Below are 24172 nucleotides of genomic sequence, written 5' to 3'. Positions count from 1 at the left end.
ATGGGAGCCCCGACAGCGACGCAGTCGCAACTACATGCCAGACATCGCGCCGAGCAGCCCACGCGCTCCGCCGGGCGGAATCTGCAGCTCAACTCGATGGCACTGATGCTGTCGAGTGTGGTCACCGGTGTCCTCGGCCTCGCCTTCTGGGGCGCGTCGGCGCGGTTGTTCCCCGCCGACCAGGTGGGGGTGGCGTCGGCGCTCATCTCGACGGCGATCATGCTGTCGACGCTGTCGAATCTCAGTCTCGGCTCGATGTTCGAGCGCTTCCTGCCGGTGGCCGGTCATCGTGCGGGACCGTTGCTGATCAAGGGTTTCGCCGCCGTGGCGACACTGGCCTTCGTGTCGGCTGTGGGGCTCATCGTCCTCGGCCCGCGGGACACGCTGTTCGAGAACAAACTGGAAATTGCGATCTATCCGCTGTTCGTCGTAGTCCTCGCGCTCTTCGCGCTACAGGACCAGACCGTTTCCGGTCTGGGCGTCGCCCGCTGGGCGGCGTCGAAGAACGTCTTCCACGCGCTGGCCAAATTGCTGGCGGTCGTGGTGCTCGCGGCATCGGGTTCGGCGCTCGCCATCGTCGCCTCCTGGGGAGTCACCGCGGCGATCGCCGTGGTGGTCCTGCTGACGTCGATGGGGCTGCGCATCCGGTCCGACCCGCGATACCGGCAGGCACCGGCGCTGCCCTCGAACAAGGAGCTCGGGGTGTACTTCGGTTCCTCGTACGGCATTTCGGCGCTGGGGGCCATTGCCCCGCTCGTCGTCCCGCTGATCGTCGTCACCCGGGTCGGTACCGCGGCGAATGCGTACTTCGCGGTGACGTGGTCGATCGTCAGCGCCCTCTACATCATGGTGAACCTCATGGTGGGCCCGTTCGTGGCCGAGGCCGCCGCGCATCCGGATAAGATCGTCAGCCTGTCCCGCCGGTTCGTCCGCACCATCGCCGTGATCGCGGTGGTGGGCGGGTTCGGTCTGGCCTTCGTCGCGCCGTTGGCGCTCGGATTCATCGGTGCGGAATACCGGGCGGAGGGAACACCTCTGCTGCATCTCGCCGCGGTGTTCGTGCCCCTTGCCGTCATCGGCGCCGTCTACGACGGTCTCGCGCGGGTGTACCGCCGACTGACCCTCGCCGTCGTCACCCAGTGCCTGGCCACGGTGGTGATCATCGTCGGCAGCCTGGTCTTCAGCGCGTCTGTCGGCGTCGCGGGGGTGGGCTGGGCGTATCTCGCCGCCGAGACACTCACCGCCGTGATCCTCGCCGGTCCGCTCATCTCCTGGCTCCGCCGACTCCAGAACCGCGCCAAGTGGGAGCGGTGGCTGGCGAAGAAGAGCGCGAACCAGAATCCGATGTGGCAGGTATCCGATGTCGATGCATAGAGCGAGTTCCCGCGACCTGATGCGCAGCGGCAGTCGCATGATCACCGCGATCGGTCCCGTCCGCCTGCCGAGCGTCGGCGAGATCCGGGACACGCTGACCGTGCTCGCGCACGCCGGTGGACATCACACCCCGATCGGGCTCGTCCCGACCACCGAGTCACGCAGGTGGGAGCACCGACCGCAGGACTTCCTCGGGAACGTCCGGCAATTCGGGCCGTGCACCCGGGAGGAGGTGCCTCGGCTGCTGACTCGGCTGGCACGCGCCGGTGCATCCGCGCACCCGCTGAACGTCGCGGTCGCGGGTGACTTTCTCCTCCTCGACATCTCGCACGGACTCGGTGACGGACGGCTCGCACTGGCACTCGTCCGTGCTGTCGCCGGCGGACGCACCGGGACGCCGGTCCCCGAATGGGCCCGGACACGCGACAGCGCACTGCCGCTCGCACGCGCCCTGACCCGGGCCTTCGCGACGTCCCCCGCCCGTGTCGCTCAGCTCCTCGAACGCCGGCCCCCCGTCACACTCGACGCCGGTCCCGTCGAGACCGTGCCCTGGCGCAGGTCACCCACGGCGGTGGTGGAGTCCGCCGTGTCCGGCACCACCGCGGAACTCCGTCGCTGGCGGGATCGGGAACTGCCCGGTGCGTCGGTGTCGTCGTTGCTGTTCACGGCAGTCGCGCGGGCGATGCGCAGTCGTGGTCTGACGGTCGACGACAAGGTCGACGTCCTCTTCGACTGTCGCCGTTATCTCCCGGACGGTGCGACGGTGAACGGAAATTTCGCGGCCGGAGTGCGGTTCGCACTGTCCGACCCGGGTGATGCCGCCGAGATGAGTGCGGCGATCGCGCAGGCCACCGCGTCGGGCAGGCCGCTCGCCTCGCTCGCACTCAGCATCGCCAAGTTCCGTAGGCGCATGCGTGCCGGCACGGCGCACACCGAGGCCGCGCACGTCGCGGCGACGCCCCGGGCGAGGCTCGTGTACTCCGACATGGGGGAGGCCGCGCTGCTGGCCGATCTCGACTGGACCGACGAGCCCGGCCGGCGGGTTGTCACCGCACTGAGCGAGCCGGCCGATCCGGCGTCGATCGTCTTCACCTCGGTGCGCCGCGGTCCCGAACTCGACGTGTCGGCGTCCCTGCACGACAACGTGTTCGACCCCGAACTCGTCCGCGATGCACTCGCGGACGCCCTGTGCGACCCACTGTCTCTCCTGTCTCGAAGGATTGTCTAGCCATGCCCTCACACGTCCTGGAGACATCGAAGCGAACGCCGCTGTACCTCACCGTCGCCGCGCTGCAGTTCTTCGTCGTCGAATTCCTCGTCGCCGGAACCTGGCGCGGTCACTACAGCTACTCGACCAACTTCATCAGCGACCTCGGTGTCCCGTTCTGCGGCACCGACGGCACCGCGCCGTGCAGCAGGACGTCGCTGTTGATGGACGCGGCCTTCGTCGTGGTCGGTGTCGCGTATGTGGTTGCCGCCGTTCTCTGGTACCGAGTCGAGCGGGTGCTCCCACTCGTTCCGGTGGTCTTCCTCGTGGTGGCCGGAATCGGCGGAGCGGTCGTCGGTCTCGCGCCGTCGAACACGCACTGGGAAATTCATTCGCTCGGCGCGACGCTGTTCCTCATCTTCGGCAGTCTCTTCACGCTGACGACGGCACTCACCGTGTGGCCGCAGATGTCGGGGCCGGCCACGTACGTCGCCATCGTGCTGGGGGTGCTCGGACTGGTCGGATACTTCTGTTTCACGTACTCCTGGGACCTCGGTCTCGGTGTCGGCGGCATCGAACGGGTCGCGGCGTACTCGGCGATTCTCGGCTTCGTCGTGTGCGTCCACCTCGTGACACAGCTACAGGCCGTTCGACGTTCGGTCGCCGTCCGGGTCGGAGACAAAGCCGGTGCATAGACCGCTGAACCGTCCACGCAGAGCCCGTGCCGTGTCGTCGGCCGCGGTGTTCCTCGCGCTCGCCTGCGTCGGCGCCACCGGGTGGTACGCGTCGAACGATGTCGCGCAGGCATCCGGGAAGGGCGAGAACGTGCTCATGTTCGACGATTTCGTCGGGGCCGCCGGAACGTCGCCCGACTCCCGCTACTGGGGGCACGCAGTCGGGGGAGGAGGCTGGGGAAACGACGAGGCGCAGGTCTACACGGACGATCCCGCCAATTCCCGGCTCGACGGCGAGGGCAACCTCGTCATCGAAGCCCGCCGCGACGGATCCGGCTACACGTCGGCACGGCTGGTCACCCTCGACCGCTTCGCCTTCCAGTACGGACGTGCCGAGGCCCGCATCAAGCTGCCGAAGGGGCAGGGCCTGCACCCGGCGTTCTGGTTGCTGGGCACGGACGTCAACCGGGTGGGCTGGCCGCAGTCGGGGGAGATCGACGTGATCGAGACGATCAACGACGCGTCGTTCTACCACAGCGCGCTGCACGGACCGTCCGCCGACGGCACACCCTGGGCTCTGAATGCCGAAGGCAGCGAGGACGTGTCGGACGATTTTCACGACTACTGGGTGGAGCGGTCGCCGGACCGGATCACGTTCGGCATCGACGACGCCGTGACGGGCGAGTTCTCACGCACGGACCTGGATCCGGGGCAGGAATGGGTGTTCGGCAAGCCGTTCTCCCTGTTGCTGAACGTCGCGGTCGGCGGACGGTGGCCCGGTGAAGTCGGAGCCGGCACGACGTTTCCGGCCACGATGTTCGTCGACTGGGTGAGGGTGACCGATGAGTGATCTCCTCACGGCGGAGCGCCTCGACACGCGAACTCCGGAGCTGCCCCGGTACTACGACGTCGCCGCCCTGGCGTCGGCGGTCGCGGGACTGACATCCCTTGCCCCGCTTCCGTCACCGGTCAGCGCCGTGCTGCTGACGGTGTTCGTGCTGAGCGGCCCGGGTCTCGCGATCGTGACGTGGTTGCGGATACCGGTCGCCGCGTCGGTCGCGGCCGTCCCCGTCCTCGGACTGTCCGTGGTCACTGCCGCCACCACAGTCCTGGCCTGGTTCTACCGCTGGCCCGCCACCGGTCTGCTGCTGGTGATGGTCCTGGCCGTCGTCGCGTCCGCGCTACGGCATCGGTGGCACGACACCGGCGCCGGCCCGGTTCGCGTGGTCACCCTGCGGCAGGCGCGGTTTCGCCTGGCGCAGTGGGCGCACGACGCCCGCCGTAATCGACCCCTGATCCTCGTCGCAGCGACACTGGCTCTGTGGGTGGCCGTACTCTTCGGGCTCGGCACCACCGAGTACTCACAGTTCGGTCTGCTGTTCGTCGGAAGCGGGCCCGGGCTGGTGGTGTGCGCGCTGATGCTGCTCGGCGCGTTCGTCTGGGCTGTCCGCACAAAGGCAGTCGGAACAGCGGCCACGGCTGTGCTCGGTGTGATCGTGGTGGAGCGGCTCACCCCGACACTCGTCACCGACGTGCCCATCTACGGCTGGACGTACAAGCACCTCGGCGTGGTCGACTACATCCAGCAGTTCCAGACACTGCCGCCCAAGGGCGTCGACATCTACGGTGAGTGGCCGGGCTTCTTCACCGCGTTCGCGTGGTTCGGTGACATCACGTCGGCGGACATGATGTCCATCGCCCACTGGTTCGCGCCGGTGATCCACGTGTTGCTGGCGGTCGTGATCGCCGCGATCGCCCGGCTCCTCGGGTTCGACATGCGGGTGGCACTGACAGCTGCGATGGTGGCGGAACTCGCCAACTGGGTCGGGCAGGACTACTTCTCGCCGCAGGCCATCGCACTCGTCATGGCGCTGGGTGTGGTGGCGCTGCTCGTCGTGTCAACAGAGCACCGATCCGCGGCATACCTGTCGATCCTCGTCTTCGCTGCCCTGGTACCCACCCACCAGCTGACCCCCTACTGGCTGTTTGGAGTGACGGCGGCCCTGACGGTGACGCGGAAGATCCGACCGTGGTGGCTTCCCGTGCCCTACTTCGCGATCCTCGTCGCCTATCTCGTGCCGCGGCTCGACATCGTGGCACCGTACGGGCTGTTGTCCGGTTTCAACCCGGTCGACAACGCCGCCAGCAACGTGACTGCGGTCGGCACGTTCGGGAAGATCTTCACCTCCGCCGTGTGCCGTTCCCTGTCCGCGGGCATCATCCTGCTCGCCGTGGTCTGCGCGATCCTCCTCTGGCGGAGCAAGCGTCCCGCCTGGATCGCGACCGTCATGGCGTTCAGTTCGTTCGCGCTGCTGGCGGGCCAGAGCTACGGCGGTGAGGCGATCTTCCGGGTCTACCTCTACGCCGTGCCCGGCTGCGCGATCCTCATCGCTCCGATTCTCGTGGACGCGCTCACGTTCAGGTTCCGGTCCGGATTGCTCCGCCGAGTCGTCCCCGTCGGACTCGCGAGTGGACTGGCGTACGTGACATTCGCGGGCCTGCAGGGCTATTACGGGCTGTGGTCGCTGGTCGTCGGCTATCAGTCCCAGGTGACGTTCGCGGAGGACATCCTCGCGAACGAACAGCCACCGGCGATGATCATGTCCATCTATCCCGCGGGTCTTCCCACTCGGGTCAGCGCCGACTACATCAAGTTCGCCGTCGTCGACAAGGATTTCGATCAACCCCTACTGGCCTTGCCACCCGCCTTGCTGGAGGGTTTCCCGCACGGCGGCCAGATCGAGATGCTCACCGCGGATGCGGCGAAACGCGAAGGCGACACGTATCTCGTGTTCAACACTCAGGGCACTGCCGCCATCCGCTACTACGGTTATCTACCGGACGGATCCGTCGACAACTTCGAAGACCAATTGCGTTCCAGCCCCGACTGGTCCGTGTCGGCGCAGGACGTCGACAGCACCATTTTCCGGTACACGGGCCCGAGGAGGTAACGGCTACCTGGCGTATTCGGTCACGAACGGTCGCGGCGGGCGCTTAGCATCGGCACATGCAGCGGATGCGCTCGGCCATGTTCGACATGGCGTTGACGTGCTCGGTGGCGCTCTGCGCGCTGTCCCTCACCCCAGCTGTGGCCGTCGCCGTTCCCGTCGCCGGAGGTGCCCGGACCGCCTACCCCGGGTACACCGTGATCGGCAGCGACGAATTCGACGGACCCGCAAATGCTGCACCCAATCCACAGTTCTGGGGGTACGACCTCGGCGGCGGCGGGTGGGGCAACAACGAGAAACAGGTGTACACCGATTCCAGGCAGAATTCGCGACTCGACGGCAGCGGCCGCCTCGTGGTCGAGGCGCGCAGAAACGGTGGCGGGTTCACCTCGGCTCGGCTCGTGACCCGCGGAAAGTTCGACTTCACGTACGGCGTGATCGAGGCACGGATACAGGTGCCGGCCGGCCCGGGAATCCATTCGGCGTTCTGGACGCTCGGGACCAACATCAACAGTGTCGGGTGGCCCGCCTGCGGCGAGATCGACATCCTCGAAGTGATCGGGGATGGTTCGCGGTACCACGCGGGAGTACACGGCCCCACCGTCAGCGGCGGCCACTGGGAGCGCTCGACGGACGGCTCGATCGGCGCGAACCTCAGCGCAGGTTTCCACGACTACGCGCTGATCAAGGCACCCGGACGCATCTCGGTGGGGATCGACGGGAACATCGTCGGCACCGTCACCACCGCGGACCTCCGACCCGAGGAACGCTGGGTGTTCGACGCCCCCGCGTACCTGCTGCTCGATGTGGCCGTCGGCGGAAACTGGCCCGGTCCGGTCACTCCGTCCACACGCTTTCCCGCCACCATGCTGGTGGACTGGGTGAGGTTCTCCCAGTGACGCCGGAGACCGGCTGATTTCAAGTGTGAATAGAATCAACTTCATGGCCGTGTCGAACTCCGAGTGCCGTTGCGGCCACACATTCGCCGCTCACGAGCACTACCGCAAGGGCACGTCCTGTGCGATGTGCGACTGTCCGAAGTTCCGGCGGCCGTTCCCGCGGTTGATCGGGAAACTCGTCGGCCGCTGACCGCGCACACAATTCGTCCGGATGGTTCCACATCCCTCGGGCGATTGCCGGGATAGATGTACCGTGCGACGCACTGAACGCGTTGAAAGCTCCATTCGCGCTGCCGTCTCACCGTGCGACGGCATAACATACTTCAAGTATGTATAGGGCTGTATTACAGTACATGCAGCGTGTAAAAATAGTGTTATCAAAACTTTGAATTCACATACGCATGAACGGTGTATGCGCAGTTGCGGCAGACGGCAGTTCGGGTGGTGACGATGGAACGTCGGACAGCCGAACGCGTGGAGACGTCGTCGGGTGTAACGGCGGTCCGGCTGCGCGATGCCCTGTGGCTGATCCTGGTGATGATTACCGTACCGGCGTTGCTGTTTGCGCCGGCTCTGTGGCGAGGGTGGGATCGGCCGTTCGCGACCACGGTGGTCGTCGACGTGGGCTTGCTGGTGTTCGCTCTTCTCGCAACCGGGTGCGCCGGGTGGGCGGCCTGGAGAGGACGGGGCGGAAGCCGTCGCAGTTGGCTGGCGCTGGCGGGTGGGCTGGCGGCCTGGTCGGTGGGCGAAGCCATCTGGTGCTACTACGAGGTGTGGCAAGGGCTCGAGGAGGTCCCGTTCCCCTCGCCGGCGGACGCGGCTTTCCTGCTGTTTCCGGTCGGTGCAGGCGCGGCGCTGTTGCTGTTCCCGGCGGGTGACGGCGGACAGTCCCGTACCCGGTTGATTCTGGACGGAATCATCGTGGCCGGTTCACTGTTCGTGGTGTCGTGGGTCAGCGTGCTGGGCAGCGTGTACCGCGCGGGAAGCGACACACCGCTCGCCCTCGTGTTGTCCCTCGCCTACCCTGTCGCGGACGTGGTGACCGCGACGATGGCGATCGTGGTGCTGGCCCGGGCGCGGTCCGGGCAACGTCTGACCCTCGGGTTGCTGTGTATCGGGATCATCCTGATGGCGCTGTCCGCCAGCGCATTCACGTACATGACCGCAATGGGCACGTATCACTCCGGAAGTGTGATCGACCTGGGCTGGGTCGTCGCCTTCGCCGCATTCGGGCTGGCTGCGCTGTCGAGTACGCGCGAGCCGTCGCGCGAACCGGTTCCGGTGCAGATTCCGTCTCGGACACGGTTGTGGTTGCCGTACCTCCCGTTGGTGCTCGCTGCTGCGGTCGGCCTGCAGCGGGAGCTGCCCGGTCTGGGATCCGGCCCGATACCCGCGGTGATCATCGTCCTGGTGGTCGCGCTGCTTGCGCGGCAGTTCATCGTGCTGGCCGAGAACCGACGGCTCTTGCTCACCGTGGCCAGGCAAGCCTTTCGCGACCGGCTGACCGGATTGGCGAACCGCGCGTTGTTTCTCGACCGGCTCGAGCAGGCCGTACAGCGCCGGCGCCGGGAAAAGACACCGATCGTCGTGCTGTGTGTGGATCTCGACGACTTCAAGACTGTCAACGACAGCCTCGGCCACCCCGCCGGGGACGAATTGTTGATTCGCGTCGCCGAACGGCTCACCGGCTGCATGCGGAGCACCGACACCGTGGCCCGGCTCGGAGGTGACGAGTTCGCGGCACTGGTAGAGGGCAGCGTCGAGGATGCACTGTCTGCCGCGGATCGGGTACTCGAGGCATTCACCCCGCCGTTCATCATCGACGGTGTCGTCCTTTCCATCCGTCCCAGCATCGGGCTCACCATCGCCACGTCGGAGGTCCCCGACGCGACGACCGAGAGCCTGCTCAAACAGGCCGACCTCGCGATGTATGCGGCGAAGCGCTGTGGTGGCGGCTGCCTGCGCAGTTACATCCCGGACCGAGCCGACGTCGAAGAGATCGAGGCGCTGACCGACGTCGACCGCCCGACCCACAGCCCCGTCGTCACCAGACCCGGAGAAGCCGCACACACACCGCGGCACGCGCGTCCACTGGCGGTATCCGACAGCGTGCCGGGGTCGACGACGTCGCACCACCTGCCACGGCAGGCCCGGACGAACTGGGTGGCACCGTCCGACCCGTTGCGGTGCGGTGTCACCGTCAGGCTCGGGATTCTGCTGATCGGTGTGGCCCTGTTGGGGATCTCGATCGGGTCGGAGGATCAAGCAGGTTGGATGGTGCTGCTCGAGGTGCTCTACGACGCACTGGCTCTGTCTGCCGCGCTTCTCGTCTCTGCTCGTGCATGGTGGGTGCCGGCCGAGAAGAGGGCGTGGGCGCTGATCGCGCTGGGGATGACGAGCTGGGGTGTGGGTGATGTCCTGGCGACGTCGTGGGTGCCTGACGGCCAGTCGCCCTCGGTGGCCGATCCACTGAAGTTGGCGTTCTACCCACTCGTGTATGCCGGGTTGGTGGTGCTGCTGCGCACACGGGTGCGGCGGGTGCCGACCGAGATCTGGTTGGACGCGGTCACCGCAGCGTTGACGCTGGCGGCACTGGCGGCCGCCCTCGCATTCGGCCCGGTCGACTCGGTGGCCGACGGATCGCCCGCCACGGTGATCGTCGGGTTGGCCTATCCGGTGGGAGATGTGCTGCTGCTGGCACTCACAGTCGGGGCGCTCGCGGTGCTGGGGTGGCGCGCCGAGCAGCGGTGGGTGCTGCTGGCCGCGGGGTTCGTGCTGTTCGCGGTGGCCGACACCGTGTACCTGCTCCGAAGTGCCGCCGGTCATGACGTGGACATGTGGGTCGATGCGATCCCGCACGTCGCGGTGATGCTCGTAGCCGTGGCGAGCTGGCGGGCTCCGGGCCGACGGAAAACGGGTCAGCGACCGGGACCGGTCATCTGGGTTCCCCCGCTGGTGTGCACCGCCGCTGCAGTCGGGCTGCTGGTGATCGACCACGATGCGCGCCTGCCGAGGCTCGCGGTCATGCTGGCGGCGCTCAGCCTGGTCGCGGTTGCCACCCGATTCGCGGTGACGTTCCGGGAAGTCGTCGTCCTGGCCGACAGTCACCGCGAGGCGATCACCGACGACCTCACGAACCTGGCCAACCGGCGGGCGATCGTGGCCGCGCTGACGGCGGCGTACGACGACCGGGCGGCAGAGCCGGCCGGGTACCACAACCGTCCGGGTCCGGGTCTGCTGCTGATGGATGTGGTCCGCTTCAAGGAGATCAACGACTCGTTCGGACGTTACGTGGGCGATCAATTGCTGTGCCAGGTGGCGGACCGGTTGTCACGGTCGGTGGGACCGGGCGATCTTCCGGCACGCCTCGACGGAGACACGTTCGCGGTCCTGCTGCCTGCAGGGACCGATCTCGCAGGAGCCCGGGCGTTGGCGGGCCGTCTTCTCGAGGCATTTCGTGAGCCGTTCGACCTCGACGAGGTCACGGTGCGTATCGAGGCGTGCATCGGGATCGCCCTCTGCCCACAGCACTGCACCAATCCCCAGGACCTGCTGCAATGCGCGGGAGTGGCGGTGTATCGCGCGAAGGGCTCCCGCCGCACGATCGCCGTGTACGACGCCACCGAATACCAGCGCAGCATCGAGGAGCGGCAGACCGTGGAGGAGTTGCGCACGGCGATCACCGGTGGTGAGCTCACGTGCTACTACCAACCCAAGGTCAGCGCCTCCGACGGCCGAGTGCACGGCGTCGAGGCGCTCGTCCGGTGGGAGCATCCGCTCCGCGGCCTACTCCTGCCCGACGAGTTCCTTCCTCAGGCCGAACAGTCCGGACTGATGCGGCCACTGACGACGAGGGTGCTCGAGCTTGCGCTGGGTCAGGCGCGGAGCTGGCTCGATCGCGGGATATCACTGACCGTCGCAGTGAATCTGTCGGTCACCAATCTCCTCGACGTCGACCTGGTCGCCGAGATCAACCGACTCCTGGACGACCTTCGGTTACCCGCCGACACGCTGATCCTCGAGATCACCGAAAGCGTCCTGATGACCGATTACATCCGCGCCAGGAGGGTGGTCGAAGCGCTGCAGGGACTGGGAATCGGACTGTCGATCGACGACTACGGCACCGGCTGGTCTTCCCTGGCGTACCTGCAGGACCTGACCGTAGACGAGCTCAAACTCGACCGGGTCTTCGTCGCGCGCCTCGCGAGCGACCCCCGGTCGGTCGCGATCGTGCGTTCGACGGTGGAGCTCGCGCACAGCCTGGGTGCGTCGCTGGTGGCGGAAGGTGTCGAGGACGAGGACACCCTGCGGGCGCTGCGCCGGTACGGCTGCGACGTCACCCAGGGCCACTACCACGGCCGGCCGTTGCCCCCCGACCAACTCGACCTTCGGTTGATCGGCGGGCACCGGTGACGCGAAGCGCCGTGCGGGCTACGTGAACAGACCCTGACCCCAGTACTGCCCCTCGGCGAGGCCGGGCGGGCAGACGAAGAGTGCGGAACCGACGTGCTGGATGTACTCGTTCATCGCGTCGTTTCGCGACAGGTTCAGCTGCATCGGCACGAACTGTTCCTGCGGGTTGCGACAGTAGGCGATGAAGAACAGTCCGGCGTCGAGGTGGCCGAAACCGTCGGAGCCGTCCGTGAAGTTGTATCCGCGACGCAGGATCTGGATGCCGCCGAGTTCCTGCGCGGACGCCAGGCGCACGTGCGCGTCGACGTCGATCACCGGGTCGTGCCCCTTCTTGGAATCGAGGTCGAGTTCGTCGAACTCGGCCTTGCCGCTCAGGGGGGCGCCGCTGCCCTTGGACCGCCCGATCACGCGTTCCTGCTCGCCGAGCACGGTGCGGTCCCACTGCTCGATGAGCATGCGGATCCGCCGAGCCACGAGGTACGTGCCGCCGGCCATCCACGGCTGGTCGTCGCCGTAGGCCACCCAGACGTTCTCGTCGACGACGTCGGTCTCCTCCGCCTTGATGTTGTTGGTCCCGTCCTTGAACCCGAACAGGTTCCGCGGGGTGTCCTGAGTGGTGGACGTGGACGACGTGCGGCCGAAGCCGAGCTGCGACCAGCGGACCGAGGCCGTCCCGAACGCGACGCGCGCCAGGTTGCGGATGGCGTGGACGGCGACCTGCGGGTCGTTGGCGCACGCCTGGATCGCGATGTCGCCGCCGCTGCGCGCCGGATCCAGATTGTCCGCCCGGAAGTGCGGAAGTTCTTCGAGCGCCGCGGGTTTCTTGGATGCGAACCCGAAACGGTCGTCGAACAGGGAGGGTCCGAACCCGATGGTCAGGGTCAGCTGGGACGCCGCCAGGCCGAGCGCCTCCCCGGTGTCGCTGGGCGGAACGTAGAGCCCGTCGCCGATGGCCCCGTCCGGGGTGGCCTCCTCGCCGGCGGTCATCCGCTCGGCCATCACGGTCCACTTCTTCAGCAGCGCTTCGAGTTCTTCCCGGGACTTCGTGGTGACGTCGAACGCCACGAAGTGCATCCGGTCCTGGGCAGGCGTTACGACCCCCGCCTGGTGCTCGCCCCGGAAGGCGACGACGTCGGCATGCGAGAACGGCGGTTCGGCGGCGGTGGCGCGCCCGACCAGTGCACCGGCGCCTGCCAGGGCGGCTCCCGCCCCGACGGCGCCGAACAGACGTCGCCGGGACACGCCTTTGCGCTCGTCCACCGTGGTGGTCGTGTCGGTCGTACCGGTCGGATCAGTCATGATTATGCGCCTGCTACCACGCCTTGAACCTGGCTGACCTCGGCCGAGAGGGCGTCGATCTTACGCGACAGTTCCTGGCGCTGTTGTTCGTTGACAGTGTCGTAGAAGACGAACCCGTCACCCTGGCGGTACTGGGCGAGTTCGGCATCGAGGTCCGCGAAACGCTGGGTGATGTTCGCGGCCAGTTCGGGATTGCGTTCTTCGATGATCGGCTGCAGTGCGGCGACCGCGGCCTGCGAGCCGTCGACGTTGGCCTGGAAGTCCCACAGGTCGGTGTGCGAGAAGATGTCTTCCTCCCCGGTGATCTTCGACGTCGAGATCTCGTCGAGCAGCCCCTGTGCGTCGCCGGCGATCTTGGTGGGGTCGATCGTGTAGTCCTCGGCGTTCACCTGGTCGGCGAGGTACTGGACGTCGACGACGAGTTGGTCGGCGATCGCGTTGGTGTCGGGCTGGGGACCGGTCACCCACAGGTCCTTCTCCAGCCGGTGGAAACCGGTCCATTCCTGCCCGGGCTCGAGGTCGGCCTCCCGCAGATCGAGTTTGGGGTCGAGTTCGCCGAAGCTCTCCGCCTCGGGCTCGATGCGCTCGTAGTAGGTGCGGGCGACGGGGAACAGGGCCTTGGCCTGATCGATGTTGCCGGCCTTCACGGCGTCGACGAACTGCTGCGTGGTGTCCTGCAGGGCGACGACCTGACTGCGGATGTAGCGGCGGTAGCCGTCGGCTGCCTCGGCGAGCTGTCCGCTCTCGTCGGAGGCGCTCGTCGAGTCGCCGGTGACGGTGAACTCCTGGCGGATGCCGTTGCCGACCATGCCGGGCTTGCACGCGAGCTGGTAGGTGCCTGCGTCGGGCAGCGACACGATCAGCTGGCGGGTGAGCCCGGGACCGATGTTCTCGACCTCACCCATCGCCCGGTCGCCCTCGGCGTACACGTAGAACTCGGTGACCTTGCTGCCGTTGTTCGTGACCTGGAACGTGCTGGTACCGGTGGCCCCGGACTCGGCGCTGACGTCGCAGGTCTCGTCGCTCGCGGTGACGGTGATGTCGTCGGTGCTCGCCGTCGACTTCTCGGTACAGCCTGCGAGGGCCAGTGGCAGCACGGCGACCGAGGCGAGGGCGAAGGTGGATCGGCGCATGGTCTTCATGGGCGGAAATTGCCTTTCACGAAACTGTTTCGTCGGGTGAGGGGGAGGCAGTGCGCTCGGGGGCCGCGGAGGCCGTCGGGGATGCGGAGGGCTCGGGTGCGCGTTTGGGTGCGGAGACGGGCCGGAGAAACAGGAACAGGACCACGACGAGGTACCCGGCCCAGGCGACCGCCTGCAGGACGGTCGGGTCGGGCCGGAAGTTGAAGACGCCGGCCAGGACGGTGCCGTACCAGCTGGAGGCGTCGTATCCGCCGGAGATGTCGAACGCGAGTGCGGAACCGCCGGGCAGGACACCACCGACCTGCAGTGCATGGACGCCGTACCCGAGGATTCCGGCGGCGACGATGATCAGGAAGATGCCGGTGTACTTGAAGAATTTCGCGAAGTCGAGCCGGACGGCGCCGATGTACAGCAGGACGGTGAGGACCGCGGCCGCGACGATGCCGAGTAGGAGGCCGACGAGGGGCCACGCACTGCCCGCGGTGTTCTCGGCGTACCCGACCATGAGGAGCGCGGTCTCGACACCTTCTCGGCCGACGGCGAAGAACGCGAGTGTGAGCACCGCGATCGGACCGGCGACCAGTGCCTTCTCCATGCCGGCCTTGAGGTCGTGGGAGATGGTCCGCGCGGCCTTCCGCATCCACAGCACCATGGTGGTGACGATCGCGACCGCGACGAGTGATGCGACGCCGGCGATGATCTCGGCGGTCAGTCCGGTGACGGTCGACGTTCCGTAGTGGATGACGAGGAAGATCGCCGCCACCATCGCCACGGCGATTCCGACGCCGAGCCAGACCCATTTGAGTGCGTCCCTGCGTTCGGCTTTCACGAGGAACGCGGCGAGGATCATGACGACGATGCCCGCCTCGAGGCCCTCTCGCAGACCGATCAATCCACTGCCGAACAGCTGGGTGGCGATCGACGGCGCGGTCCCTGCGGCGAGGACGGACATGCACACTCCTGGTCGAGACGACGTCGAGCTGACTGATCAGCAAGGTTGGGTAGGCAACCTTGCTGTAGGCAAGGCGAACCTTAGCCCTGTGGAAAAACATACACCGGGTGAACGCGTCCGAAGAACCCCTCACCAGCACTTTTATAACTCTTTACCTTCGGTCTGTTGCGGTGTCGTGACCCGTGTTCGGTGTGGACGCCGTCTCGCCTGGCCGGGATCGACGAGTTCGGTGTGGATGATGGAGACGTGAACCGATATCCCGCGCGGCCGAAACGTCGTTCCCGATGGCCCGGACCGCTGTTCGCCCTCCTCGCGGCGACGGTGGTCGTGGTTCTCGCCTACGGCGCGTGCTCGCGGGAGCAGCAACCGAGGATCGCGATCCCGGAGGGCATCCCGCCCGGTCCCGGCGCGGCGACCCCGCCGATCGACATCAACGCACCCGGACGATCCGCGGATCAACTGCACGAGTGGTCCGCCGGACTGGCCGACTCGATCGGCATCGGAAATACCGCGCTCGAGGCGTACGGCTACGCGTCGGCGGTGATGGCCGAGACGAAACCCGAATGCGGGATCGGGTGGACCACCCTCGCCGGAATCGCCAGCGTCGAGAGCAGGCACGGCACGCACGCCGGTTCGACGGTCGGGCCCACCGGGCAGGTGACGCCCGAGATCCGGGGCATCCCCCTCGACGGCGGACCCGGCGTCGCCGAGATCCCCGACACCGACGGCGGCGCGATGGACGGCGACCCGGTGCACGACCGCGCCATGGGTCCCCTGCAGTTCATTCCCGAGACGTGGAAGAGGTGGGGTGTCGACGCGAACGGTGACGGCGTGGCCGACGCCGACAACATCGACGACGCGGCGTTGACCGCCGCCCGCTACCTGTGCGACCGGGGCGGCGACCTCACCACGCCGGACGGCTGGCAGTCGGCGCTGATGGCCTACAACCTGTCGGGGGAGTACCTCACCCTGGTGCGCGACCGGGCGTCCGCCTACTCCGTCGGGGTGCGCCCGTAATCCTTCCACCACCGCTTCGTGACGTGATCGACGCTGCATCGACAGGTGTCGCGCGGGCGGATCGCCGTCGGCGGGGCGCGCCATCCCGCGCGGGTTTCGGTGTGCCGTTACGCTGTGTCCTGGCACGATCTGGTGTCCTGGCACGATCGGACCGGTCGCTGCACAGTGCGAAGGCCAATATAAGGAGAATCAGCAAGTGTCCATCATTGAGCAGGTCGGAGCCCGTGAGATCCTCGATTCCCGTGGTAACCCCACGGTGGAGGTCGAGGTGCTGCTCGACGACGGAAGTTTCGCTCGCGCCGCGGTTCCGTCGGGTGCTTCGACCGGTGAGCACGAGGCCGTCGAACTGCGTGACGGCGGCGACCGGTACAACGGCAAGGGTGTCGAGAAGGCCGTCGAGGCCGTCCTGAGCGAGATCGCTCCGGCCATCATCGGGATCGACGCCACCGAGCAGCGGACCGTCGACCAGGCCCTGTTGGACGCGGACGGCACCCCCGACAAGTCGCGTCTGGGCGCCAACGCGCTCCTGGGTGCGTCCCTCGCGGTGGCCCGCGCGGCCGCCGAGTCGTCCGGTCTCGACCTCTTCCGTTACGTCGGTGGCCCCAACGCCCACGTCCTGCCCGTCCCGATGATGAACATCCTCAACGGTGGCGCGCATGCCGACACGGGTGTCGACGTCCAGGAGTTCATGGTCGCCCCGATCGGTGCGGCCACGTTCAAGGAGTCGCTGCGCTGGGGCGCCGAGGTGTATCACGCGCTCAAGTCGGTGCTGAAGGAGAAGGGCCTGGCCACCGGTCTCGGTGACGAGGGCGGCTTCGCCCCCGATGTCGCGGGCACCAAGGAAGCGCTCGACCTGATCAGCGTCGCCATCGGCAAGACCGGCCTGGTGCTGGGCACCGACGTGGCGCTGGCGCTCGACGTCGCCGCCACCGAGTTCTACACCGACGGCACCGGCTACAAGTTCGAGGGCAGCAACCGGACCGCGGACGAGATGGCGGCGTTCTACGCCGAACTGGTCGACGCCTACCCGATCGTGTCCATCGAGGACCCGCTGGACGAGGACGACTGGGACGGCTGGGTCGCCCTGACCGATCAGATCGGCAACAAGGTCCAGCTCGTCGGTGACGACCTGTTCGTCACCAACCCGGAGCGTCTGGAAGAGGGCATCGTCAAGGGCGCCGCGAACGCGCTGCTGGTGAAGGTCAACCAGATCGGCACGCTGACCGAGACCCTCGACGCCGTCGACCTCGCGCACCGCAACGGCTACAAGACGATGATGAGCCACCGGTCCGGCGAGACCGAGGACACCACCATCGCCGACCTCGCGGTCGCCGTGGGTAGCGGTCAGATCAAGACCGGCGCGCCCGCACGCAGCGAGCGCGTCGCCAAGTACAACCAGCTGCTGCGCATCGAGGAGAACCTGGGCGACGCCGCCCGCTACGCCGGCGAGGTCGCCTTCCCGCGGTTCGCATTCGAAGGCTGACGTTCGACAGTCGAGTTAGGGGTGTTGGGGTAGGTGGCACAACGCGGTAGGCCGCGGTCGTCCGGAGCAAGTCCGGGCGGCCGTGGCACCGGGCGTGGTGAACGGGCCCGCGGAAGCCGCGCGGAGGGCGCTCCCGGAGCGCGACGCCCCCGCACCACCAAATCGACGACGCCGGGGCAGGCCGACGGCAAACCGGACGCCGTCGACAGCGCCGACACCGGCAAGGTGCTCCCCGGTCGCGCCCGCCCGAGACGGGTGGGCGCGACCGGGGCCGCCCGCATACCCCGGTCCGAGCACAAGATCCTCGGGCTGTCGACGGGCCAGGCGCTCGTCCTCGTCATGGTCGTGCTGCTGCTCGCCCTCACTCTCGCGGTTCCGCTGCGCAACTACCTCACCCAGCGTGGTGAAGCGGATCGTATTGCGGCGGAACAGGTTCAACTCGAGAAGGATCTGCGGGAACTGCGGATCCTCGAGGAGCGCTACTCGGACCCCGCCTACATCGAGGCGCAGGCGCGGGGACGGCTCCGGTGGGTGAAGCCCGGCGACACCCCGTTCCAGGTGCAGCTGCCCGGCGACTACAAGGAGCCGGAGAAGCCGGAGGAGAAGGACGCCGAGATGGCGGGCCCCTGGTACTCCGACCTGTGGAAGACCATTTCAGAACCGCCGGCCGCACCCGAGGTGCAGCCGGCACCGGCTCCGGCGCCCCCCGTGGTGCCGCCGCCCGTACCGCCAGAACCAGGAGAACCCACCGGGTGACCACTTCGTCCGACCCGTCCAGCCCCGTGCCGCAGGAAGACCTCGCCGCCGTCGCCGCCCAACTCGGCCGCGAACCGCGAGGAGTGCTCGAGATCGCGTACCGCAGTCCCGACGGCGCACCCGGCGTCGTGAAGACCGCGCCCAAACTTCCCGACGGAACGCCGTTCCCGACGCTGTACTACCTGACCGACCCGCGACTGACCGCGGAGGCCAGCAGGCAGGAGTCCGCGGGTGTCATGCGTGAGATGACCGAACGTCTGGGGCAGGATCCGGAACTCGCGGCCGCATACCTGCGCGCCCACCAGTCGTATCTCGCCGAGCGCGACGCCATCGAACCCCTGGGAACGGACTTCACCGGCGGCGGCATGCCCGAGCGCGTCAAGTGCCTGCACGTGCTGATGGCCCACTCGCTGGCGAAGGGGCCGGGCGTCAACCCGCTCGGCGACGAGTCGGTGGCCCTCGCCGCGTCCGCGGCAGGCGGAAAGCTGAGGGGCACCGCGATTCCCGCGGACTGGCCCGGCATCGACGACATCGAAAGCCCCGAGCAGTGACGCGCGTCGCGGCCGTCGACTGCGGCACGAACTCCATCCGCCTCCTCGTCGCCGACGTCGACGACACGGGCGCACTGCACGACGTCCGACGCGAGATGCGCGTCGTCCGGCTGGGGCAGGGTGTGGACGCCACCGGGCGGCTTGCGCCCGAGGCCATCGAACGCACCCGCGTCGCGTTGGCCGAGTACGCCGGAATGATCGCGGACGCCGGCGCCACCGCCGTCCGCATGGTGGCCACGTCCGCCACCCGCGACGCGTCCAATCGGGAGGACTTCTTCTCGATGACCCGCGACGTGCTGGGTGCCGTCATCGCGGGCGCCGGGGCCGAAGTCATCACGGGCGACGAGGAAGCACGACTGTCGTTCAACGGGGCGGTCGGGGAACTCGATCCGTCGCAGGGGCCGTTCGTGGTCGTGGACCTCGGTGGCGGTTCCACCGAGGTGGTGCTCGGCGACGAGTCCGGCGTCCACGCGGCGTTCTCCACCGACATCGGTTGCGTGCGCATCACCGAGCGCTGCCTCCACGACGACCCGCCGACACAGGCGCAGATCGAGGATGCCCGGGCGTTCGCGCAGGAACGCCTGGACGACGCGTTCGCCCGCGTCCCCGTCGAACAGGCTCACACCTGGGTCGGTGTCGCCGGCACGATGACCACGATCGCCGCACTCGCGAAAAAACTGCCCGAATACGACGCCGAACAGGTGCATCTCTCCCGCATCCCGCTGCCCCGGCTGCGGGAAGTCTGCACCTCGCTGATCGCCATGACCCACACCGAACGCGCCGCGCTCGGCCCGATGCACCCCGGACGGGTCGACGTCATCGGCGGCGGAGCGATCGTGACCCTCGCCCTCGCCGACGCATTCGAGAAAAAGGCCGGCATCGACCAACTCGTCGTCAGCGAACACGACATCCTCGACGGAATCGCCTTGTCGATCGCCTGAGCTAGGGTGGTCTGCGCACGGTCGCCGAGCAACACCCTCGGCGACCGGTAGCCCCTATAGCCCAATTGGCAGAGGCAGCGGACTTAAAATCCGCCAAGTGTCGGTTCGAGTCCGACTGGGGGCACCACTTTGCCGCAGTTAGGGGCATTTCCGTCTCGCGGAACGAAGCTGTGCAAGTACTCGCGGGCCGTGAAAAGGCCGTGGCGTGCGGGCGGCGTGCGGTCAACACCAGCCGCCTGCACAGCCGGCTCGGGTACGTCAGTCCCGACCGTTCGAGGTGGCCTACTACGCTCACCCACCAACTCCCAAACCGGAGATGTCGCCAGCATAGGAGCGACTACCAGAGGCGTCGCCAGCTCATCGGGCCGAATCTGCTACCGGATCGAATTTGGCGGGCCTGTGCCGCGAAAATGATCTCGACTGCGGCGTCGGAGGAGCCAACCTGCGCGCCGCCCGCTGCTACGTCTACACACCACGCTGACCGGCACCTCGCTGTACCAGGCGCCGATACCCCTCTCCCTGCCGTCGAACGCACTCCGGATGCACTACGAGAGTTTCGTCTTCCATTTGAACGACCGCATCGCCGGCGCACTCGCGGACTAGGTCCACGGCTATCTCACCGATCTCGGCCTTTCCGACGAACTCGTCAGCTGGCAGCCGCCGATCTCGATTCTCGATGGACTCGAACTCCCGGACCTCACCCTGATATCCTCGACGTCGCTCCTGTCCATGCCGCGGTCATGGAAACCGATCTGTCTTGCGGTGCCATCGGCGAGCTGTTCGGAACTTCACGCGAACACAGACGGTGCCTGCTGTCCGATCATGCCCGGCCCTGTCAGGAACCCAAGCCGCGCACGGTGCCGCACTCGTCGCGGCGGTACCGCGAGATCCGCCTCTCGCTCAGCCGGAAGGCGATCGACGCCTGGGCGCAGCAGGGTCCGGTCGACACGGAAACTGGCTGCCGAGAAGGGAATTGAGCGCAAGATGATCGCCCGCCGCCTCCACGAGCCGGACGTGCCCATGCTCGAGTCCGGATGCCATGGCAAATATGACCTCGATCGTGACTGGCTGTATCAATGTTACGTCGTTGACAAGCGCACCCACGGCCGGATCGCCGCCGAAGCCGGAGTTAGCCAGTCCGCGATCGAAAGGCTCACCGTCGCTTACGGAATACCCAACAGAAGTTGAGGTAGAGATAGTGACATCGCCACCATCCTAGTCAGGGAAGAAGCGGCACACTACGATCCGCCACTTCGCAGTGCGCTCACCGGCCGGGGAGCGAGGTCTCGACTCGAACGTTTCGACGCCTGGTTCGTCAAGTTTCGATAGCGGAGAAGGTGACCCGGAGGGGCGCAGACCCCGTCGGGAACGAGGCAGACAAGCTCCTTGCCGATTTGCTGGTAGTGCTCAACATCGACGTCGAATGATTGTTGAGAACCTGCGCTAACCTACTGAACTCACCTTTTGCGTGAACTCACCTTTTGCGCCAACGGAAGCATTCCCACGTTTGCCGAATTCGTCTTCGCTACAAAGAAATAGGTTGTGCCGAGTAGCGTGCCGCACATTCTTCGATGCGGTGGCGCTCGGCGATTGGTAGGTTCCGGACCGCGACGGTGCGGAGGATTCTGGTGATGTTTTGGTAGTAGCGGGCTGGGCTCATACCGAACTCGACGAGGATGTCACCTGGCCGCGCGCCTCCGTAGGGAGCCCAGATTCGGGCGAGCTCGAGCATGGCTTGTTCTTCCGAAGTCATGGTGTCTCCTGTTGTGGGGTGGGCGGTGGGGATATCTTTCGGGGGTCTATTTGTGTCGTCAGGCATAGGGTCCCGTTCGAGGAACGGAACCCCATGCCGGGAGGTCAACTCCCTTGCGTGATCCAGTCGGCGAGATGCGGGGCCTCGGTCCCGATCGTGGTGCCGTCCCCGTGCCCGGTGTGGACCACGGTCTCCTCGGGCAGAGCGAACAACCGGTCCCGGATCGATCCGATGATCGTCGGGAAATCCGAGTACGACCGACCCGTGGCGCCCGGGCCGCCGGAGAACAGGGTGTCCCCGGAGAACAACGCCCCCACCTCGGGCAGGTACAGGCACACCGACCCCGGCGAATGTCCGGGTGCGTGGATGACCTGGATGTCGGTGCCGGCGATCGCGATCCGCTGCCCGTCCTCGAGACTCCAGTACTTGTCGTCCGGGTGGGTCATCTTCCACAGCACGTCATCACCCGGGTGCAGCAGCACCGGGGCGTGCAACCGTTCGGCCAGTTCCGGGGCGACGGTGACGTGGTCGTTGTGCCCGTGGGTGCAGATCACCGCGTTCACGTGCCGGTCGCCGATCGCGTCGATGATCGGCTGCGCGGCATGGGCGGCGTCGACGATCACCACGTCGGTGTCGTCCCCGACCAGCCAGATGTTGTTGTCGACGTTCCATTCGCCGCCGTCGAGGGCGAAGGTGCCCTCGGTGACGACCCGCTCGATCCGGAAGGTGCCGCTCATGATGCCACTGCCTGGTGTTCGACACCGCCGCGCTCGGTTTCTGCGGTTTGGCGGTCCTTGTGTTCGGCAATGGCCTGTTTGAGGTCGAAGGTGGTGTCGGCGGCCTGTGCGGGTGTGAGTGGCATGTCGCTGGCGAGGATCTTGCGGGCGGCCATGTGATCGCGTGGCTTGTTCACGGACTCGACGCCGAGGAGTCGGTCGCCGGCGAAGCAGAAGATGGAGAACGCTCCGCTGTCGACCGAACCGCGGACCACGTGGGTGTCGGCCCCGGTGGTCAACCCAGTCATCTGCAATTTCGACTCGTATTGTTCGGACCAGAACCACGGCACACTGTGGTATTTGGTGGCGCTGCCGGTGATTTGACCAGCGATGCAGCGTGCCTGGTCGACGGCGTTCTGCACGGATTCGAGCCGCACCAGGCCGGCGGAGCCGGCGATGGGGTAGGCGGCGCAGTCACCGATGGCCGAGATGTGGGGATCGCCTGTGCGGAGGTACTCGTCGACGACGATGCCGTTGTCGACCTGTAGGCCGGCGAGTGCCGCCTGCTCGATGTTGGGAAGGACCCCGATCCCTACGACCACCGCGTCGGCGCGGATGACGTCACCGGTTGATGTGGCGACTCCAGCGGCTCGCCCGTCGGCGGCGATGATCTCTTCCACACCGGTCGACAGGCGCATTTCCACGCCGTGGTCGGTGTGTGCGGTGGAGAAGTACTCCGACATCGCCTCGGACAGTGCCCGGGCCATGGGCCGCGGCATTGCCTCGACGACGGTGACCTCGATGCCCTTCTTGCGGGCCGCGGCGGCCACTTCGAGGCCGATGAATCCGGCGCCGATGACGACCAACGAGGTACACGCGGCCATGCTCGCGGTGAGGGATTCGGCTTCGGCCGCGGTCCGGAGGTAGTGCACGCCGGGCAGGTCGGCGCCGGGGACGGGCAGCGTCCGGTTCCGGGCGCCCGTTGCCAGGATCAGGTGGTCGTACTCGACCGTCGTGGCGTCGATCAGCTCGACGCGCTGATTGTCTCGGTCGATGTGGACGACGGGTTTTCCGCAGGCGAGGGTGATCCGGTGTTCGTCGAAGTACTGGCTGGGCCGCAAGGCGAGAGAGTCCCGGTCGGGTTCGCTGTGCAGGTATGCCTTCGACAGCGGCGGCCGCTGGTAGGGCACCCCCGGCTCGTCGCCGATCAGGGTGATCGACCCGGCGAAGCCGTGGCTGCGGAGGCTGACGGCTGCTTCGAAACCCGCCTGGCCGGATCCGACGATGACAATCCGTTCGGTGCTCATACCTGCTCCTGCGGCAACTGCACGATCAGGCCCTCGACCTCGTCGGTGACGACGAGCTGGCAGGACAGTCGGCTGGATTCCGTGCGGGGGCTGACGGTGTCCTCGAGCATTTCGTCTTCTTCTTCGGAGATCGCCGGAAACTTGTCCGACCAGGGGCTTTCGACGTAGACGTGGCACGTCGCGCACATGGCCTGACCTCCGCATTCGGCGACGATGCCGTCGATTCCGGCGCCGATGGCGGCCTGCATGACCCTCTTGCCGGCGGGAACCTCGACCTCATGCTTGGTTCCATCAGGGTGAACGTAGGTGACGGTGGGCACGTCTATCTCTCTTTCACGAAAAAAGTGCAATAGGGACGAACTCCGGGGTGGGGCACCGGCGGTGGCGCCGGCGCCCCACCCCGGGCTCACGGCAGAACGGTCTCTTCGTCGCTGAAGAGCATCGTCACTCCGCCGGTGGCGAAGTTGGCGACGTCAGCGGCGGCGTTCTGGCCTTCGGGGGACGCAAAAGCCTGTCCGGCTTCTTCTTTCGTCTCGAAGTACAGCTGTGCGTGTCCGTAGGCGGCAGGCGGGTTGCCGTCGAGGGATTCACATTTGCCGTAGGCGAACTTCTTGACGCTCGGGATCTGGCGCACCAGCGGCAGATGCTTGGTGGTGTAGTGCTCGTCGAACGCGGCCGGGTCGGTGGGCTGGCTGTAGGTGATGGTGACGCGGTACATGTGTGGTCTCGTTCCTTCGGGT

The 24172-nt window shown here is 67.1% G+C and carries 22 protein-coding genes and 1 tRNA gene; 15 read left to right on the top strand and 8 right to left on the bottom strand.

Annotated features, from left to right (window positions below):
- The 7 genes from JWS13_RS12885 (at position 1) to JWS13_RS12855 (ending at position 11515) form a co-directional block, all read left to right on the top strand.
- Positions 1-1374: a lipopolysaccharide biosynthesis protein gene (locus JWS13_RS12885; protein ID WP_206005860.1), complete on the top strand. Its 1374-nt coding sequence runs from the start codon at positions 1-3 to the stop codon at positions 1372-1374.
- Positions 1361-2602, top strand: coding sequence for a hypothetical protein (locus tag JWS13_RS12880; protein ID WP_206005859.1), 1242 nt, complete (start codon positions 1361-1363; stop codon positions 2600-2602). Before JWS13_RS12885 ends, JWS13_RS12880 begins: the two co-directional genes overlap by 14 nt.
- A 2-nt stretch (positions 2603-2604) precedes the next feature.
- Positions 2605-3276 (top strand): DUF998 domain-containing protein, encoded by a 672-nt coding sequence (locus JWS13_RS12875; protein WP_206005858.1) that lies wholly within the window; start codon positions 2605-2607, stop codon positions 3274-3276.
- A gap of 31 nt (positions 3277-3307) precedes the next feature.
- On the top strand, positions 3308-4105 hold the full coding sequence (locus JWS13_RS12870) for a glycoside hydrolase family 16 protein (RefSeq protein ID WP_206005857.1): 798 nt from the start codon (positions 3308-3310) through the stop codon (positions 4103-4105).
- A complete protein-coding gene (locus JWS13_RS12865) occupies positions 4098-6206 on the top strand; it encodes a hypothetical protein (RefSeq protein ID WP_206005856.1) in 2109 nt (702 codons plus the stop codon). Before JWS13_RS12870 ends, JWS13_RS12865 begins: the two co-directional genes overlap by 8 nt.
- Before the next feature lie 56 nt (positions 6207-6262).
- A complete protein-coding gene (locus JWS13_RS12860) occupies positions 6263-7102 on the top strand; it encodes a glycoside hydrolase family 16 protein (RefSeq protein WP_206005855.1) in 840 nt (279 codons plus the stop codon).
- Between the two features lie 450 nt (positions 7103-7552).
- The gene (locus tag JWS13_RS12855) at positions 7553-11515 is read left to right on the top strand and encodes a bifunctional diguanylate cyclase/phosphodiesterase (protein ID WP_206005854.1); all 3963 of its coding nucleotides are present in this window, start codon (positions 7553-7555) and stop codon (positions 11513-11515) included.
- A gap of 18 nt (positions 11516-11533) precedes the next feature.
- Here JWS13_RS12855 and efeB read toward each other — a convergent pair whose 3' ends face one another.
- The 3 genes from efeB to efeU are packed head-to-tail and all read right to left on the bottom strand — an operon-like array spanning position 11534 to position 14908.
- Positions 11534-12814: an iron uptake transporter deferrochelatase/peroxidase subunit gene (gene efeB, locus JWS13_RS12850; protein ID WP_206005853.1), complete on the bottom strand. Its 1281-nt coding sequence runs from the start codon at positions 12812-12814 to the stop codon at positions 11534-11536.
- A 2-nt stretch (positions 12815-12816) separates the two neighbouring features.
- The gene (efeO, locus tag JWS13_RS12845) at positions 12817-13956 is read right to left on the bottom strand and encodes an iron uptake system protein EfeO (protein WP_206005852.1); all 1140 of its coding nucleotides are present in this window, start codon (positions 13954-13956) and stop codon (positions 12817-12819) included.
- 16 nt (positions 13957-13972) lie between these two features.
- Positions 13973-14908 (bottom strand): iron uptake transporter permease EfeU, encoded by a 936-nt coding sequence (gene efeU / locus JWS13_RS12840; protein ID WP_206005851.1) that lies wholly within the window; start codon positions 14906-14908, stop codon positions 13973-13975.
- 246 nt (positions 14909-15154) lie between these two features.
- On the opposite strand from efeU, the gene JWS13_RS12835 reads away from it, so the two are divergent.
- The 8 genes from JWS13_RS12835 (at position 15155) to JWS13_RS12800 (ending at position 20844) form a co-directional block, all read left to right on the top strand.
- A complete protein-coding gene (locus JWS13_RS12835) occupies positions 15155-15925 on the top strand; it encodes a lytic transglycosylase domain-containing protein (protein WP_206005850.1) in 771 nt (256 codons plus the stop codon).
- Between the two features lie 196 nt (positions 15926-16121).
- Positions 16122-17408, top strand: coding sequence for a phosphopyruvate hydratase (eno, locus tag JWS13_RS12830; RefSeq protein WP_072940896.1), 1287 nt, complete (start codon positions 16122-16124; stop codon positions 17406-17408).
- 33 nt (positions 17409-17441) lie between these two features.
- Complete coding sequence (locus JWS13_RS12825) at positions 17442-18164, top strand: FtsB family cell division protein (protein WP_206005849.1); 723 nt, start codon at positions 17442-17444, stop codon at positions 18162-18164.
- Positions 18161-18715, top strand: a complete 555-nt coding sequence (locus JWS13_RS12820) for a DUF501 domain-containing protein (protein ID WP_206005848.1) — start codon at positions 18161-18163, stop codon at positions 18713-18715. The genes JWS13_RS12825 and JWS13_RS12820 overlap by 4 nt, the downstream gene beginning before the upstream one ends.
- Entirely contained in the window at positions 18712-19656 is a 945-nt protein-coding gene (locus JWS13_RS12815; protein ID WP_206005847.1) for a Ppx/GppA phosphatase family protein, read from the top strand. The genes JWS13_RS12820 and JWS13_RS12815 overlap by 4 nt, the downstream gene beginning before the upstream one ends.
- 50 nt (positions 19657-19706) lie before the next feature.
- Positions 19707-19783, top strand: a tRNA-Leu gene (locus JWS13_RS12810).
- Positions 19784-20396: 613 nt separating this feature from the next.
- Entirely contained in the window at positions 20397-20633 is a 237-nt protein-coding gene (locus JWS13_RS12805; protein WP_206005846.1) for a hypothetical protein, read from the top strand.
- 7 nt (positions 20634-20640) lie between these two features.
- Complete coding sequence (locus tag JWS13_RS12800) at positions 20641-20844, top strand: hypothetical protein (protein ID WP_206005845.1); 204 nt, start codon at positions 20641-20643, stop codon at positions 20842-20844.
- 337 nt (positions 20845-21181) lie between these two features.
- On the opposite strand, the gene JWS13_RS12795 is transcribed toward JWS13_RS12800, so the two are convergent.
- The 5 genes from JWS13_RS12795 to JWS13_RS12775 form a co-directional block, all read right to left on the bottom strand.
- Positions 21182-21409, bottom strand: a complete 228-nt coding sequence (locus JWS13_RS12795; protein ID WP_206005844.1) for a DUF3263 domain-containing protein — start codon at positions 21407-21409, stop codon at positions 21182-21184.
- Between the two features lie 104 nt (positions 21410-21513).
- Positions 21514-22146 carry an MBL fold metallo-hydrolase gene (locus JWS13_RS12790; RefSeq protein ID WP_206005843.1) on the bottom strand — a complete coding sequence of 211 codons (633 nt, stop codon included), beginning with the start codon at positions 22144-22146 and terminating at the stop codon, positions 21514-21516.
- Positions 22143-23432, bottom strand: coding sequence for an NAD(P)/FAD-dependent oxidoreductase (locus JWS13_RS12785; protein ID WP_206005842.1), 1290 nt, complete (start codon positions 23430-23432; stop codon positions 22143-22145). The genes JWS13_RS12790 and JWS13_RS12785 overlap by 4 nt, the downstream gene beginning before the upstream one ends.
- A complete protein-coding gene (locus tag JWS13_RS12780) occupies positions 23429-23752 on the bottom strand; it encodes a 2Fe-2S iron-sulfur cluster-binding protein (protein WP_087560102.1) in 324 nt (107 codons plus the stop codon). Before JWS13_RS12780 ends, JWS13_RS12785 begins: the two co-directional genes overlap by 4 nt.
- An 86-nt stretch (positions 23753-23838) precedes the next feature.
- Positions 23839-24150 carry an EthD family reductase gene (locus tag JWS13_RS12775; protein ID WP_206005841.1) on the bottom strand — a complete coding sequence of 104 codons (312 nt, stop codon included), beginning with the start codon at positions 24148-24150 and terminating at the stop codon, positions 23839-23841.
- Positions 24151-24172 lie beyond the last annotated feature (22 nt).

It is taken from the genome of Rhodococcus pseudokoreensis (genome assembly GCF_017068395.1).
GTDB lineage: Bacteria > Actinomycetota > Actinomycetes > Mycobacteriales > Mycobacteriaceae > Rhodococcus_F > Rhodococcus_F pseudokoreensis.
Note: the sequence above shows the minus strand (reverse complement) of the source record. Positions and strands in the feature narration are given on the sequence as shown.

Coding starts and splice junctions, on each gene's coding strand:
- efeU (WP_206005851.1), bottom strand. CDS start 14,908: ATGTCCGTCCTCGCCGCAGGGACCGCGCCGTCGATCGCCACCCAGCTG.
- JWS13_RS12860 (WP_206005855.1), top strand. CDS start 6,263: ATGCAGCGGATGCGCTCGGCCATGTTCGACATGGCGTTGACGTGCTCG.
- JWS13_RS12785 (WP_206005842.1), bottom strand. CDS start 23,432: ATGAGCACCGAACGGATTGTCATCGTCGGATCCGGCCAGGCGGGTTTC.
- JWS13_RS12855 (WP_206005854.1), top strand. CDS start 7,553: ATGGAACGTCGGACAGCCGAACGCGTGGAGACGTCGTCGGGTGTAACG.
- JWS13_RS12885 (WP_206005860.1), top strand. CDS start 1: ATGGGAGCCCCGACAGCGACGCAGTCGCAACTACATGCCAGACATCGC.
- efeO (WP_206005852.1), bottom strand. CDS start 13,956: ATGAAGACCATGCGCCGATCCACCTTCGCCCTCGCCTCGGTCGCCGTG.
- JWS13_RS12800 (WP_206005845.1), top strand. CDS start 20,641: ATGATCGCCCGCCGCCTCCACGAGCCGGACGTGCCCATGCTCGAGTCC.
- JWS13_RS12790 (WP_206005843.1), bottom strand. CDS start 22,146: ATGAGCGGCACCTTCCGGATCGAGCGGGTCGTCACCGAGGGCACCTTC.
- JWS13_RS12875 (WP_206005858.1), top strand. CDS start 2,605: ATGCCCTCACACGTCCTGGAGACATCGAAGCGAACGCCGCTGTACCTC.
- efeB (WP_206005853.1), bottom strand. CDS start 12,814: ATGACTGATCCGACCGGTACGACCGACACGACCACCACGGTGGACGAG.
- JWS13_RS12805 (WP_206005846.1), top strand. CDS start 20,397: ATGGAAACCGATCTGTCTTGCGGTGCCATCGGCGAGCTGTTCGGAACT.
- JWS13_RS12880 (WP_206005859.1), top strand. CDS start 1,361: ATGTCGATGCATAGAGCGAGTTCCCGCGACCTGATGCGCAGCGGCAGT.
- JWS13_RS12795 (WP_206005844.1), bottom strand. CDS start 21,409: ATGACTTCGGAAGAACAAGCCATGCTCGAGCTCGCCCGAATCTGGGCT.
- JWS13_RS12775 (WP_206005841.1), bottom strand. CDS start 24,150: ATGTACCGCGTCACCATCACCTACAGCCAGCCCACCGACCCGGCCGCG.
- JWS13_RS12865 (WP_206005856.1), top strand. CDS start 4,098: ATGAGTGATCTCCTCACGGCGGAGCGCCTCGACACGCGAACTCCGGAG.